16 protein-coding genes are annotated in these 17,606 nt (G+C 59.7%); 5 read left to right on the top strand and 11 right to left on the bottom strand.

The features are described 5' to 3' along the window. Positions 1-111: 111 nt before the first annotated feature. Positions 112-786: a sugar transferase gene (locus FTO60_RS15350; protein WP_148056771.1), complete on the top strand. Its 675-nt coding sequence runs from the start codon at positions 112-114 to the stop codon at positions 784-786. Here FTO60_RS15350 and FTO60_RS15345 read toward each other — a convergent pair. The 6 genes from FTO60_RS15345 to FTO60_RS15320 are packed head-to-tail and all read right to left on the bottom strand — an operon-like array spanning position 702 to position 6,635. Continuing rightward, a complete protein-coding gene (locus FTO60_RS15345) occupies positions 702-2,000 on the bottom strand; it encodes a hypothetical protein (protein ID WP_148056770.1) in 1,299 nt (432 codons plus the stop codon). The genes FTO60_RS15350 and FTO60_RS15345 overlap by 85 nt on opposite strands. Beyond that, positions 1,966-3,066, bottom strand: a complete 1,101-nt coding sequence (locus FTO60_RS15340) for a glycosyltransferase (RefSeq protein WP_148056769.1) — start codon at positions 3,064-3,066, stop codon at positions 1,966-1,968. The genes FTO60_RS15345 and FTO60_RS15340 overlap by 35 nt, the downstream gene beginning before the upstream one ends. Then, complete coding sequence (locus FTO60_RS15335) at positions 3,054-3,923, bottom strand: sulfotransferase (protein ID WP_148056768.1); 870 nt, start codon at positions 3,921-3,923, stop codon at positions 3,054-3,056. Before FTO60_RS15335 ends, FTO60_RS15340 begins: the two co-directional genes overlap by 13 nt. Then, positions 3,920-4,909 carry a glycosyltransferase gene (locus tag FTO60_RS15330; protein ID WP_148056767.1) on the bottom strand — a complete coding sequence of 330 codons (990 nt, stop codon included), beginning with the start codon at positions 4,907-4,909 and terminating at the stop codon, positions 3,920-3,922. Before FTO60_RS15330 ends, FTO60_RS15335 begins: the two co-directional genes overlap by 4 nt. 3 nt (positions 4,910-4,912) lie before the next feature. After that, positions 4,913-5,578 (bottom strand): sulfotransferase family 2 domain-containing protein, encoded by a 666-nt coding sequence (locus FTO60_RS15325; RefSeq protein ID WP_148056766.1) that lies wholly within the window; start codon positions 5,576-5,578, stop codon positions 4,913-4,915. Positions 5,579-5,627: 49 nt separating this feature from the next. Then, a complete protein-coding gene (locus FTO60_RS15320; RefSeq protein WP_148056765.1) occupies positions 5,628-6,635 on the bottom strand; it encodes an NAD-dependent epimerase/dehydratase family protein in 1,008 nt (335 codons plus the stop codon). 150 nt (positions 6,636-6,785) lie between these two features. On the opposite strand from FTO60_RS15320, the gene FTO60_RS15315 reads away from it, so the two are divergent. Then, entirely contained in the window at positions 6,786-8,195 is a 1,410-nt protein-coding gene (locus tag FTO60_RS15315; protein ID WP_148056764.1) for a mannose-1-phosphate guanylyltransferase/mannose-6-phosphate isomerase, read from the top strand. A 3-nt stretch (positions 8,196-8,198) separates the two neighbouring features. Here the strand turns inward: FTO60_RS15315 and FTO60_RS17980 are convergent, their stop codons facing one another. The 3 genes from FTO60_RS17980 to FTO60_RS15300 all read right to left on the bottom strand — a co-directional run bounded on the left by FTO60_RS17980 (position 8,199) and on the right by FTO60_RS15300 (position 11,954). Beyond that, positions 8,199-9,653: a calcium-binding protein gene (locus FTO60_RS17980; RefSeq protein ID WP_148056763.1), complete on the bottom strand. Its 1,455-nt coding sequence runs from the start codon at positions 9,651-9,653 to the stop codon at positions 8,199-8,201. A gap of 135 nt (positions 9,654-9,788) precedes the next feature. Then, on the bottom strand, positions 9,789-11,117 hold the full coding sequence (locus FTO60_RS15305) for a UDP-glucose/GDP-mannose dehydrogenase family protein (RefSeq protein ID WP_148056762.1): 1,329 nt from the start codon (positions 11,115-11,117) through the stop codon (positions 9,789-9,791). A gap of 63 nt (positions 11,118-11,180) precedes the next feature. Beyond that, positions 11,181-11,954: a metallophosphoesterase gene (locus tag FTO60_RS15300; protein WP_148056761.1), complete on the bottom strand. Its 774-nt coding sequence runs from the start codon at positions 11,952-11,954 to the stop codon at positions 11,181-11,183. A 124-nt stretch (positions 11,955-12,078) separates the two neighbouring features. Between FTO60_RS15300 and FTO60_RS15295 the strand changes: the two genes are divergently transcribed. Both FTO60_RS15295 and FTO60_RS15290 read left to right on the top strand, forming a co-directional pair. After that, positions 12,079-13,152, top strand: a complete 1,074-nt coding sequence (locus FTO60_RS15295; protein WP_148056760.1) for a DUF2793 domain-containing protein — start codon at positions 12,079-12,081, stop codon at positions 13,150-13,152. Positions 13,153-13,273: 121 nt separating this feature from the next. Next, on the top strand, positions 13,274-14,629 hold the full coding sequence (locus tag FTO60_RS15290) for a YjbH domain-containing protein (protein ID WP_148056759.1): 1,356 nt from the start codon (positions 13,274-13,276) through the stop codon (positions 14,627-14,629). Here the strand turns inward: FTO60_RS15290 and FTO60_RS15285 are convergent. Then, positions 14,624-15,166, bottom strand: coding sequence for a nucleoside-diphosphate sugar epimerase/dehydratase (locus FTO60_RS15285; protein ID WP_148056758.1), 543 nt, complete (start codon positions 15,164-15,166; stop codon positions 14,624-14,626). The two genes, FTO60_RS15290 and FTO60_RS15285, sit on opposite strands and share 6 nt — an antisense overlap. 238 nt (positions 15,167-15,404) lie before the next feature. On the opposite strand from FTO60_RS15285, the gene FTO60_RS15280 reads away from it, so the two are divergent. Next, positions 15,405-16,664 (top strand): hypothetical protein, encoded by a 1,260-nt coding sequence (locus FTO60_RS15280; RefSeq protein WP_148056757.1) that lies wholly within the window; start codon positions 15,405-15,407, stop codon positions 16,662-16,664. On the opposite strand, the gene holA is transcribed toward FTO60_RS15280, so the two are convergent. After that, complete coding sequence (gene holA, locus FTO60_RS15275; RefSeq protein WP_148056756.1) at positions 16,575-17,606, bottom strand: DNA polymerase III subunit delta; 1,032 nt, start codon at positions 17,604-17,606, stop codon at positions 16,575-16,577. The genes FTO60_RS15280 and holA overlap by 90 nt on opposite strands.

Genomic DNA, 17,606 nt, shown 5'->3' with positions numbered 1-17,606 from the left:
AGCGCACCTTTCTGGAAACATCTATTTTGAACGACTTTAGGCGCGGGGAGTGGAGGATTTCTTAACCGCAACCCGAGAAATTGAAAGCGGAGTGAAAAAGAGGGTGACCAAATGAAACACGAGGTTTTCGATGTTCCCGGATTTGTGCAGCGCAATCCAGCGCGTGTGCGGTCTGCGCGCTATCTTTCCAACGGAAAACGCGCGCTTGATGTTATCGGTGTGCTGGCGCTCGCGCCGATTGCCGCCCCGCTTGTCGGGGCGTTGTGGTGCGCCGTACGGCTGGATGGCGGTGCGGGCTTTTTCGGGCATGAACGTGTCGGGCAGGACGGGCGGGCGTTTCACTGCTGGAAATTGCGCACGATGGTGCCGGATGCCCGCGCGCGCCTGCGCGACCACCTGCGGCACGATCCGGCGGCTGCCCGCGAATGGGCCCAAACCTACAAGCTGCGCAACGATCCGCGCGTTACGCGTCTGGGTCGGTTCTTGCGCAAAAGCAGCCTTGATGAATTGCCGCAGCTTTGGAATGTCCTGAGGGGCGAGATGAGCCTTGTTGGCCCGCGCCCCGTGCCACGTGCGGAACTGTTGGAATACGCAGGTTTCGAGCGTGCGTATTATGCGATGCGCCCTGGCATCACGGGCCTTTGGCAGGTGAGCGGGCGCAATAAGGTCGCATATGCTGATCGGGTTCAGATGGATATGACCTATGCGCGCAAGGCATCTTTGTTAATGGATTTGCGTATCCTTGGCCGGACGATCGGTGTCGTGCTGCGCCGCACAGGGTGTTGAGCAGTCAGGGCTGCGGCCGGAATGGCAAGCCATAGCCAGTTTGTGTAGACGCCACGGTATCCCGTCACCAACAGCGCTGTCAGAAAACTGCCGACAGCGATGACCGTGAGCGCCGCGATGATCGGATCCTGGGCGCGCGTGAACGCCGTGCGCAACAGAAAAGACAATGCAATTGCAAAGCTGATCACGGCGGGCCACCCTTCTTCAAAGATGCGGGCGATGATCTGGGAACTGACCCCTTGGGGTAGCTGGCCAAACCGGAGATCAAGTGCGCGACCGATGTCATAGGCGCGGCGCAGGATTTCCTGATTTTCACCGAGACCGACACCAAAGACCTCCCCTCTCCAGAGTGTTGAAAGCCCGCCCAAAACAGAAGCAAGGCGCATGGCAGCGGACCGCGAGGCCGCGGCGGTTTCAAGCCGTTCAGCGTAAAAGGTGTTGAAAAACACCGTCAATAGAAACGCCCCCAAGCCAGTGATCAACACAAGCCATAACAGCGTGCGTGAATCGAGCTTGCGCGCGTGTCCCGCCGCCAGTGCGCATAGGAGGGGCGCGATCACAAGAAAGCTGGTCGAGCGACTGAGGAGAAGAGCCAGGATCAGACCTGTCGCGAGCGCGATCAATGTTCGGGGTCGGTGCGCGGTTTTTTCCGGGTGAAGCAGCAGACAGATGCAAACGGCCAAGGCAATGATGCTATGGGTCGCGTATGTGGACACTTCGGGGAACAGAGCAAATCCGCGCCGATATTGTGGGGGCAGACTAAAGGCGGTGTTGGTGCGAAAATCAAGTGCTTCTGCCCCGATCAGGATTTGAGCGAAAAACAGCGCTACGGAACCGCCCGCACCGATCAGAAAGCCGTTCAGGAGACCCAGGCGCGCGTTGGGATACCGTAGCGTGATACCGACCAACAAAATGAACGGGAGCGCCAGCGCCAGCGCATGTAACAACACCAGCATTTCCCCGCCCGCCACGAAAAATGACATGCCAACAGATGCGACAAAGGTCATGGCGATGGCCCCAAGGCGAACGCATAGTTTCCGCCAGTTGATTGCGATGAGAGGGACACCGGCAAGCACGAGAAAATCCATTGGCTGCAGGGGCAGGGCGACCATTGGAACCCCTACCGCTGGCACCCAAAGAAAAAGACCCGCAAGGCAGGCCCAGGCCGTGATCAAACGTTCACTGCGCCGCATGTCGAACCCATCCTTCGTCAAGCCAGTCGCGCAGGACATGCAAGGCATTTTCGTCAAAGTTTACCGCGGCATTCAGGGCCGCACCGCGTTGAAGATCGGTTAACATCCGGTCTGCGCGGTCCGGGCGCAGGCAAAGTGCGGCGAGCTTGCTCGCGGCCTCACGGGTATCGCGGAACCGCAGCTGCGGCGTGGTGACCAGTTCGCAGATACCGCCATCGTCGAACACCAATGGGGTGACGCCGTGCAGGATCATCTCGGCCACGGCGATGCCAAAGTGTTCGCCGCGAAACATATGCAACCCAAAGCGGGCCTCGGCCAGCGCGCGGGCGCGGGTTGCACCATTGGCGTTTGGCGTGACGCGGACATGTGCCTTGCGCGATAGCTGCGCGACAAGGCGGCGGGCATATCGGCTATCTGCACGCCCCAGCACTTCGACTTCGATGGGGAAACCCTGCAAATGCAGGGTTTCGCACACCGCGATCGCATCTTCGATCCGCTTGTTCGGGACGATCCGGCCCAGAATCAAAACGCGGTAAGGCTTGCGCATGTTTAGCGGCGCGGTGGGGCGGTCAACTTTGGGGTAAAGGATGCCGTCACTTGGGAAGCCAGCGACATCGGCGCAGATCTGCGCGGTCCAACGAGTATTGCACAGCGTTGTCGTTTGATGGGGGCCTGCGATCGGCCCCGCAACCCGCCGACAAAGCTGAATATAGGCGCGCCGCACCCCGGTCGGTCGCGCGCCGACACAGGCAAGCAAACGGGCATCGGTTGCGAATAGTGTCGGGGAATGGCGCAGGGTCAGTGTGGGGACGGGCAGCGGTGGCCCTTCGCCATAGGCAAGAATGACGCGGTCATAATCCAGCGCGATCTTTGGAAGTGCGCGGCAGACCTGCGCCCAGTTCCACAAGGCACGACCTGTGATCGCAAGCGGCAAACGGCTACGCTTGCCGCCCGGAGGTGTATGGCCGCGCACATCAATGGTGCCAACCGCGTGCCCATCGTTGATGAGTACGTGCCTGAGGGCAGCTGCATAATTCTCGGCCCCGCCCTTCGCTGCGGCGCTCGCTTGGGCAATCAGGATGCGCATTGTGCCTCGAGCGCGGATTTCAGCGCTGCGATTTCAGCGGCATTTATGGGCGCGCGGCAATTGTCGTTAAACCAGAGCCGGCGCAGATAAGGTTTTACGGGTGCTGGCAGGATCTGCCGGAGTCGCGTTTTTAACCCGCTGCGCATCAAGAGAGCGTTCAGCTGCGCGAACCGGGGTTCGGCACCTGCGTTTTGTGCCCGGGCGGTGACATCAAAGCCAGTCGGGTCAATATCAAGGAGACGCGCAACCTGGGCCAACGCGGCTTGCGGCGATTTAATCATGGCCTCGAATTGCAGGGTTGTGGACCGTTTTGGAAAGATCCGTTCAAATCTGGCAACCCCCGGCAATTGCAATGACGGGCGCAACAGGTAGCACGCTGCGCATGGCAATTGGCCTGATATTTCTGTCTCTAGTTCGTCCATCAAGCTGGCCTGCGTTCGCCCCGTGCGCCGTGCCAATTGGTAATGCGACAGCGCGCGGGCAACCGGTTCACGGTGCAGCAGGATCACCCGTGCGTCGGGGCAGGCTGCGGCAATCAATTCTGGGGATTGCGGGCACGACAGGTAGCTTGTCGATGCCTCCATCCGCCAGCGTGTTGTCATGTTTTCAAACAACGCGCCATAGCGGGCTGGATCGCGGAAAACGGCAAATTGTGTGGGGCGCGTCACGGGCTTGGTGGGGTCGACGTCATCCAGGTGCGATGCACTGACATAGGCGGAGTCAAATTCATGGGCGGCAAAGAAGTTGGGTTCTTTGACAAGAGAGAGTGAAATGTCCGGATGGGTCGCCAGCCAGCGCGCCAATTGCGTTGACCCAGCGCGCGGCGCGGCGATCAAAAACAGGTTCGGCATGGTCATGCGGCGGCCTGACTGATCGTGCTGGTTGCGGACCTGATGCGCAATGCGGCAAGGCTGCCGAGTCCGAAACCAAAGTGCATGAGAATGCCAAGCCAGATGATGCGGAGGCCTGTGCGGGGTGCCAAACCTGCAGCGCGTGCTGCCAGCATTGCGAGCGCGCCAAGGTAGGCAAGCGCCGGGATTGTGAACGGAAACCAAATCCAGCCCAGGGCCAGTGATAGAGGGCAGGTGACCGTGGCGACAATCGGAAGAAGCTGGCGCAATGCGGGCCGCCGGCGGTGATGGCGCAGCATCCGCATCCGCCAAAACCCGTTGCGCCAGTATTGACGGAATACATCGTGGGGTGTCGCGCGCGGACAATAGCGCACAGGAAGATGTCCGGCGAGGAATATGCGACCGCCTGCCTTGATCAGGCGATGGTCATATTCGGCGTCTTCGTTGGCGCCGAAGGATGTATCATATCCGCCAAGTGCCCGAAATGCGGCCAATCGAAAGGCGGCGTGATGGCCATGCCCGACCCAGCCGGATTTCGCGGCGTTGCGATGGAGCGCCCCGCCATTCCCAAGCCACGACCGTTGCAGCAAGGCAGAGGCTTGCGCCCAAGGGTCGCGCTGGTCGGTGGCAATAAGGGGCGTGACGACACTATCGGCGCGCTCATCTTGAACCAGGCGGACCAGCGCATTGACGAACCCTTTTGGATATCGCGCATGCGCATCCACGCGCACCAGAACTTGCGCGCCCAGCGTTTGCGCCAGATGCGCGGCCGCGTTTATCGCATGTGCCTGCGTGCGTTGCGGATTGCGCCGGAGCGACACGCGCGCATGCTGCCGCGCAAAACGGCGCACGATGTCGCAGGTTCTGTCGCTGCTTCCGCCGTCGAACACGACAATCGGGAAGGCGTGGCAATCTGACAGAAGGTCCGAAAGCACCGCTGCGATTGTGTGTTCTTCGTTAAGGGTTGGGATGGCGACCAAGGCATGTGTCATGGGTCAAGCCGCACCTAGCAGGTTCGGTCTGGCATAGCCGAAATGCGCAATGTCCCATGCGTATCGCCGTGCCACAAGCGCGCTGGTCGAGGGCGAATACCACTGCGAGACATCGACCGGATCACGCGCGTTGTGTTGCGGTAAAGCAGCTGTCGGCGCCGCGATATCCAACGCATCGAGGAGTGGCGGAAGATCATGTGCGAGTGTTTCAAGGCGCAAGGTGTCACTGATCCTGTCACCGCACCAATGCTGCGCGGACCACGTGCCATAACGCCGCCAGCGTTGATGCGCCCGCCCACCGCCGCCGCGCCCGTTGGGCCGCGTGCTGCGCAACCAGGTTTCAAAATCCGGTTGTCCAAGTCCGGCCCTGCGCCGCAACCGCCAAAGCCCGTCCACATCGGCGATCATCCGGTAAAGCGATACGAGCCGCGTAAAAGGGTCGCGCACGCAGGTGATGCGCCGATAACTGCGAAAGGCGAGGCCGAGCGCATCAAACGTCCATTCCGCCTCGACGGGGGACATATGTGGGTAGAATGGCCGCTCCCGCGTGCGGGCGCGATAGGCCACGACGGGTTCTTCGGCGAAGGGGGCCAGAAGCGCGCGCATGGTTTCCGAGCCCGTCTTGGGGTTCGAGAAAAAAATGAATCGGCGACTGTGGCAAATGATCATGCCACTTTGCTAGCGCAGGGATGGTTAAGATTTGGTGGCTGTCAGCCGCCTAGACATCATAATATTCGCGATACCACGCGACGAAGGCGTCGACGCCGTCCTGAAGGCTGGTTTGCGGCGCATATCCCGTCAGCTCGCGCAGCAGGTCTCCGTTGGCCCAGGTTGCGGGCACATCTCCCGGCTGCATATCGACCATATTGCAGATGGCTTTCCTGCCAGTGGATTTTTCGATGGCTTGGATGAACGCAATCAACTGCGTGGGTTCGCCATTGCCGATATTCACGATGCGGTAGGGCGCGACGGGGGACAGGCTATCGCCCTTGGCGGGCGTATCTTTGGGCCGTTCGGGTGCCGCATCAATCAGCAGGCGGATCCCCTCGACCAGATCGGACACATAGGTGAAGTCGCGGCTCATATCCCCGTGATTGTAAACGTCAATCGGATCTCCGCTCAGCATCGCGCGGGTGAACTTGAACAGGGCCATGTCGGGACGGCCCCACGGGCCGTAAACCGTAAAGAACCGGAACATCGTGATCGGGATGTCATAAAGGTGGGCATAGGAATGGCCCATCGCCTCGTTGGCCTTTTTTGTGGCGGCGTAGAACGACATCTGGCTGTCGGCCTTGTCGGTTTCGCCGTAGGGCATATCGGTATTGGCCCCGTAAACCGATGAGGTGGAGGCCATCAGCAAATGCGTGCAAGGCGTGGCGCGCACAGCTTCGAGCAGATTGAAGGTGCCGATCAGGTTGCTTTCGACATACGAGCGCGGCGCGTCGATGGAATAGCGCACACCAGCCTGCGCAGCGAGGTGGACGATGATGTCGGGCTTTTCCTGCGCGATCAGATCATGCAGCACACCGTCATTTTCCAACCGGTCGTTCACAGCGCGAAAGCGTTGCGATTGCAGCAGGTTTGCTTGCCGCCGCTGTTTCAGCCGCACATCATAATAATCGGTCATCGCGTCAAAGCCGATCACATCAAACCCGTCCGCCAACAGCCGCTGACACAAGTGATATCCGATAAATCCGGCGGCGCCGGTAACTAGGGCTTTGGGCATTTCGACCTCTTTGTGCGTGCGGGTCTGTGGTGTGGCACCCTCGCCGCGCTGTCAACCTTGTGATCGGTTTGGACCTGTTAACCCATGTGTGCCACAGTGCTGTCAAACTCAGCTGTTAACTACGATTGAATCGTAAGGGAGAGGGTGCAAGTGATAACCCCGATCATTTTGGCAGGCGGATCAGGAACACGGCTCTGGCCGCTATCGCGCAAAAGCTTCCCCAAGCAGTTTTCGTCGTTCGGCGGCGACAAATCCCTGTTCCAGGACACGGTGTTGCGCCTGTCCGGCAAGGGGATGAACCGCCCCATTGTGCTGACTTCCGAAGATTTTCGTTTCGTCGTGACCGAACAGTTGGGCGAGGTTGGCGTGCTGCCCGAGCAGGTATTCATTGAACCCGAGGGGCGCGATACGGCGCCTGCGATTTTGCTGGCGGCGCTGTCGTTACAGAATGACCCCGACGCGCTGATGCTTGTGGCCCCGTCCGATCATGCGATCCCTGATGGCCCGGCATTTTGCGCAGCGGTTGCTGCGGCACAAACGGTGGCGCGGGACGGTGCGATTGTGACATTCGGAATTTTGCCTGACCGCCCCGAAACGGGGTATGGCTATCTTGAGGTCGGCGGCGCACCCAAGGGCGGCGCGATTTCCCCGCTGACCCGTTTTGTTGAAAAACCAGATCGCGGCACCGCCGAACAGATGCTGGCGACGGGTCGGTATCTTTGGAATGCCGGGATTTTCCTGTTCAGCGTAAGACGTATTCTGGATGCCTTTGCCGCCCATGCGCCTGATCTGATCCCACCGGTGCAAGCAGCCCTTGACGGGGCCGAACGCGATCTGGGCTTCAAGCGACTGGATGCGCGCGCCTGGGCGCAGGCGGACAAGATCAGCATTGATTACGCGATCATGGAAAAGGCTGACAATCTGGTGGTGATGCCTTTCCCCGATGGGTGGACCGATCTGGGTGATTGGGAGGCTGTGCGCTGGACCAACGCTGACAAAGATGGCGTGATGGCGCAGGGCGATGTCACGGCGATCGATTGCAGCGATACGCTGCTGTGGTCGGAGGCCGAAGGGCAGGCGCTGGTCGGGCTGGGGCTTGAGAATATCATTGCCGTCGCTATGCCGGATGCCGTGTTGGTGGCCGATAAGCGCCGCAGTCAGGATGTGAAAAAGGTTGTCGATGCCCTGCGCGCCAAGGGTGCCAAGCAGGCCGAAACCTTTACCCGTGATCACCGCCCTTGGGGGTGGTTTGAAAGCCTTGCGATGGGGCCGCGGTTTCAGGTGAAACGCATTTGCGTGCACCCCGGCGGCAAGCTGTCCCTGCAAAGCCATGTGCACCGCGCGGAACACTGGATCGTTGTCGAAGGATCGGCGAATGTTACCGTGGGCGACACGCAAAAGATGGTGTTCGAGAATCAGTCGATCTATGTGCCTCAGGGTGATCTGCACCGTCTGGAAAACCCCGGCAAGGTCATGCTGACCCTGATCGAAGTGCAGACCGGCAGCTATCTGGGCGAGGATGATATCGTCAGGGTCGAGGATGTTTACAGCCGCCGCTAGCACCTAGAACAGAAAATCATCGTCGGTCAGATCGGCGATCAGCAATTGGCCGCTGTCGGCTTCAATGCGGAAACGGTCATCGCCGATGGTGATTAGCACGCCATAGCCCTTTTGGGTCATGTCCAGTTGTGCCATCGAGTAAAGCATCGGAAAATCACGCAGGTCGAGCTTGTCCTCGCCGGGGGTGAAATCGGTGACGATATCCATGCGTCCGTCGTCCGTGAACATGAATACGTCCGCACCCGTGCCGCCTGTCATCGTGTCCGCGCCCGCGCCGTCGATGATCCGGTCATTGCCACCCTTGCCGTCCAGTGTGTCATTGCCATCCTTTCCGGCGATCAGATCGTCCTTGCCGTTGCCGGTGATGAGGTCGGCATTATCGGTGCCGGATTTGATATCGGCGATATTGCCCATGTTGATGGAGAATTGGGTAAAGCCGGTCTGCGACCCACTGACGAAAACGATCACTTCACCGTTGATGACGGTGGCGGTGATTGCTTCAACGTCCATCAGGGTGGTGTTCAGTTCGTCGGGGATGCTTTCAATGAGATAAAGGCTGCCGCCCGGTTCGATTTCGAACAGCGACAGCCCGTCATCAGATCCGCCCGCCAGCAGGAAGGTGCGATTGCCGATGCTGAAGGTTTCCAGCGCGCTGACACCTGCGAAACGCGAGTTCAGGTCGTCCATTACATGATCTTCGATGAACAGGCTGCCCCAGTTATTGACGCGCAGAACGCTGAGTGTGTTGCTGCCGGCGGAACCGACGATAATGTAGAGCTTGCCATCAACGGTTGCCGTTGCCAGGGCGCTGGGCGCGGATACCCACAGCCCGTCCGACACGCCAATTGATCCGCGCTCCTTTACGTTGCCCCACTTGCCCATCCAGAAGCTGGTGACGCCTGCGTCTTGGGCCGAGGCCGCAAAAAAATAGCTGCGCCCGTCCACCGTGGCCGATGTCAGCGCGGAAATGTCGCCGACATAGGTATTGGCCGTGTCGCCCCATGTGCTCTTGTGTTCCAGCGTGAGGTTGTCGCGGATTTGGTAGGCCTGAAATCCGGCCTGACCCATCTGCGACGAGACCAAAAACGTCTTGCCCGCCACCTGAAGCGTGACCGACTGGTCAAGGTTGCCGATCAGGCTGGGGCTAGCCCCAAGGATCGTGACACCGTCAAATTCACCGGTCGCATTAAGTTCGTGAAAGGCGAGTCTGTCGTCATAGCTGCCCGATGGCACCAGAATATCCTGTCCGTTGACAGTGACCACATCCAGATCATTGACGCCGTAAGTGCCACGGTTTGGGGCGGCACCGATCTTGTCAAGGTAAGTCGTGCCCGTGCTTTCAACCAGATATGCGGTCAGGCCACCGTCAGCCTTGCTGGCGGTGTAAAGATAGGTCTCGCCATTGATCACGGCCAGCGCCATTGCGCTGATCCCGTCAAGATGCGGACCTGATTCCACTGTCGAGACGTGACTGAAAACGGACAAAACGTTCACCCCAATGGTGTGTTACCTGCGGGGGATAGATTGCCAGTGCCGTGGGTATTCGGTCGGGCAGAAACGTGGCCCAAAGTTGGCGTTTCAGGCGGTTTTGAATCAATCGCTGCCAGATTGCATCGGCAGGCGACCGATCGACACATAAGACTGAAAGCCCGCCTTCTTGGCGTCCTTGTTGGCATAGATATTGCGCAGGTCGGCCATGCGGGGCGTTGCCATGTGTTTGGCGATGCGTTTGAGGTCAAGCGCGCGAAATTCGTTCCACTCGGTCAGCAGGACGACCAGATCGGCGTTGCGCGCGGCCTTGTAGGCATCCGCAACCCAGTTGACACCGGGCAAGAGCGCCTCGCCCTCGTGGTGTCCCTGTGGGTCGGTGACACGCACTTTGGCCCCGCCGCCAACCAGTGCGGGAATGATCGTCAGGGATGGGGCGTCGCGCATGTCGTCGGTGTTGGGCTTGAAGGTCACGCCCAGCACGGCGACGACCTTGCCGTTGAAACTGCCGTCACACAGATCAAGTAGCTTGTCGACCATGCGGCGCTTGATCTCGTCGTTGACCTTGATGACGGCCTCGGTGATCTGCATCGGGACAGCGTTTTCCTGCCCGATGCGGGCCAGCGCCTTGGTGTCCTTGGGAAAGCATGACCCGCCATAGCCGGGACCGGCGTGCAGGAACTTGTTGCCGATGCGCCCGTCAAGACCCATGCCCTTAGCGACCTGTTTCACGTCGGCACCGGTGCGTTCACACAGCGCCGCAATTTCATTGATAAACGTGATCTTGGTCGCCAGAAATGCGTTGGCGGCGTATTTGATCATCTCGGCACTTTCCAGATCGGTCACGACAATTGGAAAATCGCGCAGGAACAGCGGGCGATAGATTTCGGCCATGACATCGGCGGCGCGGTCGGTCTGAACGCCGACAACCACCCGATCAGGGCGCATGAAATCGTCAATTGCCGCGCCTTCGCGCAGGAATTCGGGGTTCGAGGCCACGTCGAATGCCAAGTCGGGGTTGGCCTTGTGGACGGTCTGTTTGACCTTGCGGTTGGTGCCCACAGGCACGGTCGATTTGGTAACGATGACGATGTAATCCCTGACGATCCCGGCGATTTCCTCAGCGGCGGCCATCACGTAGGTCAGATCGGCGTGACCGTCGCCGCGCCGTGTCGGGGTGCCAACGGCGATGAACACAGCCTCGGCCCCGTCCAGCGCGCTGGGCAGATCAAGGGTGAACGACAGGCGGCCCGCCTCAACGTTTTTGGCCATGAGTTCTTCGAGGCCCGGTTCGTAGATCGGCACCTGACCGGTGTTGAGTTTGTCAATCTTGGCGGGGTCTTTGTCGACGCAGACAACATCATGCCCGAAGTCGGAAAAGCAAACACCCGACACAAGGCCAACATAGCCGGTACCAATAACTGCAATCTTCATGCTCGGACCCTTGTTTTTCTTTTTTGTTTGGGCGTTGGTGGCCCTTGTGTCAACTGATCCTGCTTAGGTTTGCAGGAAATCAACGGTGCCAGTGGGGCTGATTTTGGCGGCAGTCAGGGTGCCGGAATAATAGGCACCGGTGTCCACGGCGATCCGGCTGGCGGCGAAGTGCGGCTGGTCGATGATGGTGTGACCATGCGCGACCCAAAGCCCGTCGCGGCGCGGAAGTGTCAGGAAGTCGCGGTGCCCCCAGATGCGGGTGCGGTCGCTTTGCCCGTCGGGCGGTGCGTTTGGATCAAGGGCGGCGTGGACAACCACGAGATTGCCGCTGTCCCACTGCGTGGGCAGCGCGCGCAGCCATTCAAACATGGCCGGTTCTGTTAGGTTCAGGAATTGATCGCGCGCCGCCATCAGGCGATCAGGCGGGGCACTTTCAGTGATTCCCGACACGCCCATACTGGCGAGCGTCTGCAAGCCCCCGTTCCGCAACCAGCGCTGGCCCCGCTCGGCGGTCCGGTCAATGAAATCAAGCAGCATGCGTTCGTGATTGCCCATCAGGCAGACGAATGTTGCGGGTGTTGCGGTTTGGCGCGCGCGCAGCAACTCAAGCACCGCGCCGGATTGTTCGCCCCGGTCGACGAAATCGCCAAGGCAGATGCAGACCGCATGAGGGTCATGCCTGCGATCTGCGTCGATTTGCACAAGCAGGTTTTCCAACAGGTCCGCGCGCCCGTGAATGTCACCCACCACATAGGTGGTCTGCAGGGGGCGTGGCGCGCCAAGGTCGGTTGGGGCAGTGGCTGGCTTGGTGCCAAACAGACGCTTGAGCAGTGACATGACGGACCTGTGCGCGGTGGAAACGGTTAACCAAACCTATAGCGCCAGTTCGCGCGCTTAGGAATGCCACAACTGCTTTGCCGGAATGTTGCGCCAACTTGCAACAGCCCGATGGACACAGCAAATGCCAGATACAACGAACCGTCTTTCCCTGCCGACGATCCTTCCGGCGCAGGCACAAAAGCACGTCACCCATAACGAAGCCCTGCAAATATTGGATGCGATTGTGCAGTTGGTGGTGGTGTCTGATGACCAGGTTGCCCCGCCCTTTGGCGCGCTTGATGACGAGGTTTACATCGTCGCGCCCGGCGCAACGGGTGACTGGGCGGGGCAATCGGGTGCTCTGGCGATCCTGCAAGGTGGGGCTTGGATGTTTCTTGTGCCACGTCCCGGGTGGCGTGCGATGGTGCTGTCGCGCAACACGATGGTTTCCTTTGACGGCACGGCCTGGTCGGCGATGACGGCGTCGGAACTGGGCGATGTGCAGTCCATCGGTTTGGGTCAGGCAGTTGATCCTGCGGCGCCATTTGCCGCAACGCTGAATACCGCCACCTGGTCTGCGGTGACGGTGGGCGACGGCGGCAGCGGTGATATGAACATGGTCCTGAACCGCGAGGGATCGGGCGATGACCTTGGGTTCACATTTCAGACGAGCTTTACGTCGCAGGCGGTGCTGGGCCAGTTTGGCAGTGATGAAATCCGTCTTTCGGTATCCGATGACGGGATCACGTTCCGCGACGGCTGGTCGGTTGATCTGGCCAGCGGGCGGGTGGCGCAGCCCAACCTGCCGCGGTTCAAGGCACATATGAATTTCGACCAGCTTGTGCTCGCCGATACATGGGCCAAGTTGAGCGTGAACACCGTCGATCACAATGCCCAAGGCGTGTTCGATGCCACGACCAACCGTTTCGTTGCGCCGGTGATGGGGACCTATCTGATCGGCGGGTCGATCATTTTTGTCAAAGACTTTGGCGTGCCGCGCCATTCGATCCGCCTGGTCAAGAATGGTGTCACTGAAATTTATGGCACCTTTGCCGAAAACTCGGGTGGACATGTTGACGGGCGCACGGGCATGACGACCCACACGCTGGAAATGCTGAACGCCGGCGACACGGTCGAACTGCAAGGCCACAGTCGCATCTACGATTCCTACTTTGGGGCCAATCATACGGCCATGTGGGGTGTCTTGATCGGCTAGTGCGCCGATCGAGGGTGGTATTGTCGTCACATTCCTTGTGCCCGTCACTTTTGGCGGGCACTTCTCTTTCTTGGATCGTGATGCTGCTATAGGGTCGCTTCGAACGCGTCGGAGATCGGTCATGGGTAGTGTTATGCAAATCGCCAGACGAGGTGTTTGGGGCCTTGCTTTGGGCCTTGGCGGCGCTTTTGGCGCGCAAGCCGAAGACTGGCGGTCGAGTTACACAATTTTTGGCACACCCGGTCTAATCGAAATGCCCAGCGCGGGCGTGGCGCCAGACGGTGAAATTGGCATGACACTTGGCGGATTCGCGCTGCAGCAGCGTGGGTCATTCACCTTTCAGGTCGCACCACGCCTAAGTGGCACTTTTCGCTATTCCCGCTTTGATGAATTTACCGGTCCGGGGACCGACGATCTTTTTGATCGTAGTTTCGACATCCATTATCTGCTCATGGATGAGGGGCGCTTTCGTCCGGCCTTTGCCATTGGCCTGCGCGACTTTCTGGGCACGGGGCTTTACAGTTCCGAGTATGTCGTCGCGACCAAAACCGTCACCCCAGATCTGCGCGTGACTGCGGGCCTTGGCTGGGGGCGCATGGGAACACGCAATGGGTTTACGAACCCTTTGGGCGTGCTGGACAGCGGCTTTGAGGTGCGACCGTTCAACGATTTCGGTCTTGGTGGCAATGTTGCCTTTGATCAGTATTTCCGTGGTGATGCAGCCGTTTTCGGCGGTGTCGAATGGCGAGTTGCTCCCGATTATACGCTCAAGCTGGAGTATTCGTCCGATGCTTACACCGAAGAGACAGCCGACGGCACCTTCGCGGCCAATTCGCCGTTCAACGTTGGTCTGACATACAGCCCGCGCCCCGGCTATGCGCTCAGCGTTTATTATCTTTACGGTAGGGAGGTTGGCTTTAGCGCGACGACCTATTTTAACCCGCGCGGTGCCGATTATGTCAGCGGTCTGGATGTCGCGCCGATCCCCGTTGCCGTGCGTGCCCAAGACCGCGCAGCCGCCGCAAGTTGGGATCGCACCGCCGAACCCGCCGGCGAAATTCGCGCGACTTTGGCCGAGGTTCTGGCCCGTGACGGGATCATTCTGGACAGCACCGAAATCACTGACCAGCGGATGCGCGTGCGCTATACCAACACCCGCTATCGCGCCGAAGCGCAGGCGATTGGTCGTGTCGCGCGCGTATTGACTCAATTGGCACCTGCGTCGGTTGATACCTTTGTGCTTGAACCCATGCAGCGCGGAATTGCAATGTCAGCCACGACGATCCAGCGCGGCGATATGGAAGACCTCGAGAACGAGCCGGATGCCGCGTGGACATCCTTTGCCCGCGCCCAGATTGGCGAAGCCGAGGGCGCTGACGGTTTGGTCGATGTTGCACCTACAGAGCCCACCTTCTTGTGGGGGCTTACACCTTATACCGAGGTGGCGCTGTTTGACGGCGATCAACCCGTCCTATGACGGGCTGATGGTGGCTGGCCTGCCGGTCAAGTCGCCCGGCGTGTTGCGCAGCGCTGCGGCCAGCTGGACGCCCGCCGAACCGACGCCATAGATTGCAACTGGAAGGCGAGTTGTTCCACGTTCACGTAACTTGTCGAGGATGGCAATCGCGATCAAACGCGTCCCAAGCGACATACCAAAGAACAGGGCGCCAAAGATAAGTGGAACCGAGCGCGGCTCGCCCGAGGCAATGAGATAGCTGGCAACGATAGCCGTGACCGAAAGTATCGCTGCCGTGAGGGCAATGCGCGCGACCGCTTGCACTTCAAGTGACTGAAGTTTGATACGTGGCAGCCCCATAGCGATGATGATCGCGCCTGACAAAATCGTCACCAGCACCACCAAAGGAGTTTCGTTCAGGACGACTGGTGTAGGATTTGGCATGCCGTATCGCAGCGCAAATGCACTCACCAGCGCGACCGGCACAAGGGCAACATCCATGATCAAAAGAATGGTGCGCTTTACTGGTCGAGAGAGACTGTCAAGAAAATCGATCATACCGGGGGCCAATTCGCTAACATTCACCCTCGAAGGTATACAACTAGAGCGCGCGGATCGCAAAATTTTTGCGGCGGTGCTGTTTTTCGCAATGATCCGCCCAAAAGCAATTCTTAACAGATTGCGTGATAGCTTGGTTGCGAAGCGCTGCGTTCCCCGCTGCGTGGCCACATCAACTTGGGAAAAAATGCCAAAACGCCTGTTAAATAACGTGCTTGTCAATGCGATCCGCCTGTTAGTGACACTTGGCATAGGCCTTTGGATGATCCGTCTGGTCGCAGGCTTGGGACAGGATGCGCTTGCGCTTTATCTTATGGTTCTGGCGTGGCGATGGATTGCAATGTTGCCGGGCAACATCGCCGAAACGGTCTCTGTGCCTCTGCTCGCACGCGCACAGGCCCATGTGAACCAAAAGATTCGCCGGTTTCTGGTGATCCTGCTTGTGGCTGCGGGTCTGGCATCGGGTGTCGTGCTTTTTGCGGGGCAGGGCCGGTTTGCGACCAATGCCTTGGCTTGGGGGTTGGCCAGTTCGCTGATTTGGGGGCTGGTGCACACCGTCCTGTCGCCCAAGATGGCGGGTTTTCTAATCGCCGGCCAGCAGTTGACATATACCTGTCATATGGCTTTGCGGCGCGGTGTTGAAGTGGTTTGTCTGTTGGCAATCAGCCGAGCAATCGGTGACGCTCCACCTGATCAAATGATGCTGTGGTTCTTTCAGGCGCTAAGTCTCGCTTTGATTGGGGTGATGGGTGTTGGCCTTGTCTGGCCCGTTCCGGCGATCACCCGACAGGATCTGGACCCGGTAAATCCCTGGGTATTATTACGCCAAACCGCCCTTTTGGCGGTGTCGGGGCAGTTCACCTTGCGGTTGCCGGTGATTGCTGCAGGGGCGCTTGTGGCACCGGCGAAATTTGTGACACTGGCGTTGATTTTTGTGCTGTTGGGGTATCTTCGGCAATTGGCGACCGTGCTATTGATCGGGCTTGACGGTCTGGCAGCGCGGCTTGGACCTTTGCGCGCGCATCGGCTGCTCTGGCGCGCCACAGCGGTGCAGGTGATTGGGATCGGGGCGGCGGGCCTGACGCTGGCGATCTGGCTGCCCGAAGCTCTGGCGATCCTGTCGCCATATGGCCCCGCACCGCTGCCATCGGATCTGCTGTTTGCACGATTGATGCTGGTCGCGTTGGTCTTGCGGGCCGTCACCGAAACATGGGTCAAGATTGCGGTCGGTCGCGGCAGTTTGGACAAAATCGCAGGCCCGGTCGTGTGGACAAGCGTTGGATTTTTCGGCGCTGTGGTCCTGGGCGTTTGGGTTGCGGGCGCTGCGATTGGTCTCAATCTTGCGGCTGGCACGCTTTTGGTCGGCCAGCTTTGGCTTGTGATCCGGGTCTTGCCGCCGCGGATCGGGCTAGCGCGCGGTGCGTCGGGCCAACATGGCGATTCGGATCAACATTCTTTCGACCAGCGCGCCTTTTGGCGCCGTATCGGCCGAGCGTAGCTGGAGATCGGTATCAATCAGATGCGCCAGGGCCTCTTCAAGGTTGGCGCGGCCCCATTTGCTGGCCTGGCGCGCCATCCTTTCGCGACGTGGGCCAAAGACGGGTGGGCGCAGCCGACCGATACCCGCATTCACGCCGCCGGGATCACTGGCAACGGTGTGGAGCGCGCGAAAATGCCGGTTTGCACCAATGCACAGCGCGACAGGGTTCACACCCTGGGCATAAAGTTTGCGCAGGGTCGGACCGATCTGGTCCGCTTTGGCCTCGGCCACGATATTGAGGACATCGTCCAGCGCGGCCTCGCTTGATTGGGGTGCGCAGGCGTTGATGTCGGCGATGCTCACCTCGGTATCATCACCATGCTTATACAAGCCCAGCTTTTCCACGGTCTGGCGAAAATCGCCGGGTTCAAGCATGCGCGACAGCACGGTCAACTGCTCCATCGCGTCGCGGCCAACGGTGGGAAGCCTGGCAGATTTCATGATCGCCTCGATCTCCTCACGTGACGGTGGATCGTCATAAAGGCCTACGCAATAAGCGTTATTGTGCCCCTCGAACAGCTTGCGCAGGGCCGACTTCGCGGTCAGTTGGCTGGCGGTGACGATGATCTGCGCGTCTCCCTTTTGCCAATCATCCAGCGCGGCCCCGATGGGTTTGGCCAGCGCATCGCTCGCGCCCTCAACAAAGGCCACGCGCGCGCCCGGGAAAAACCCTTGTTCCTTGATCGCGTCCCCCAGCAGGGCGGGATCCTTGCGCAGATCACCCGCGTTGATGCGGGTCAGGCGCATCTCGGCCTCGCCCTCGGGGCCGACAAGTGCGGCAATGACCTCTTGGCGGCGGGTGGCCACGCGTATGGCGTCGGCGCCGAAAATCAACAGGCCGGTGCGGTCGGGATCTGGCTTGCGGAAATAGCGGGATGCGTCGCGCGGGGATAGCTTCAT

It is taken from the genome of Octadecabacter sp. SW4 (assembly GCF_008065155.1).
Lineage (GTDB): Bacteria > Pseudomonadota > Alphaproteobacteria > Rhodobacterales > Rhodobacteraceae > SW4.
The sequence above is the reverse complement of the archived record's forward strand: the minus strand, read 5'-3'. Positions and strand labels throughout refer to the sequence as shown.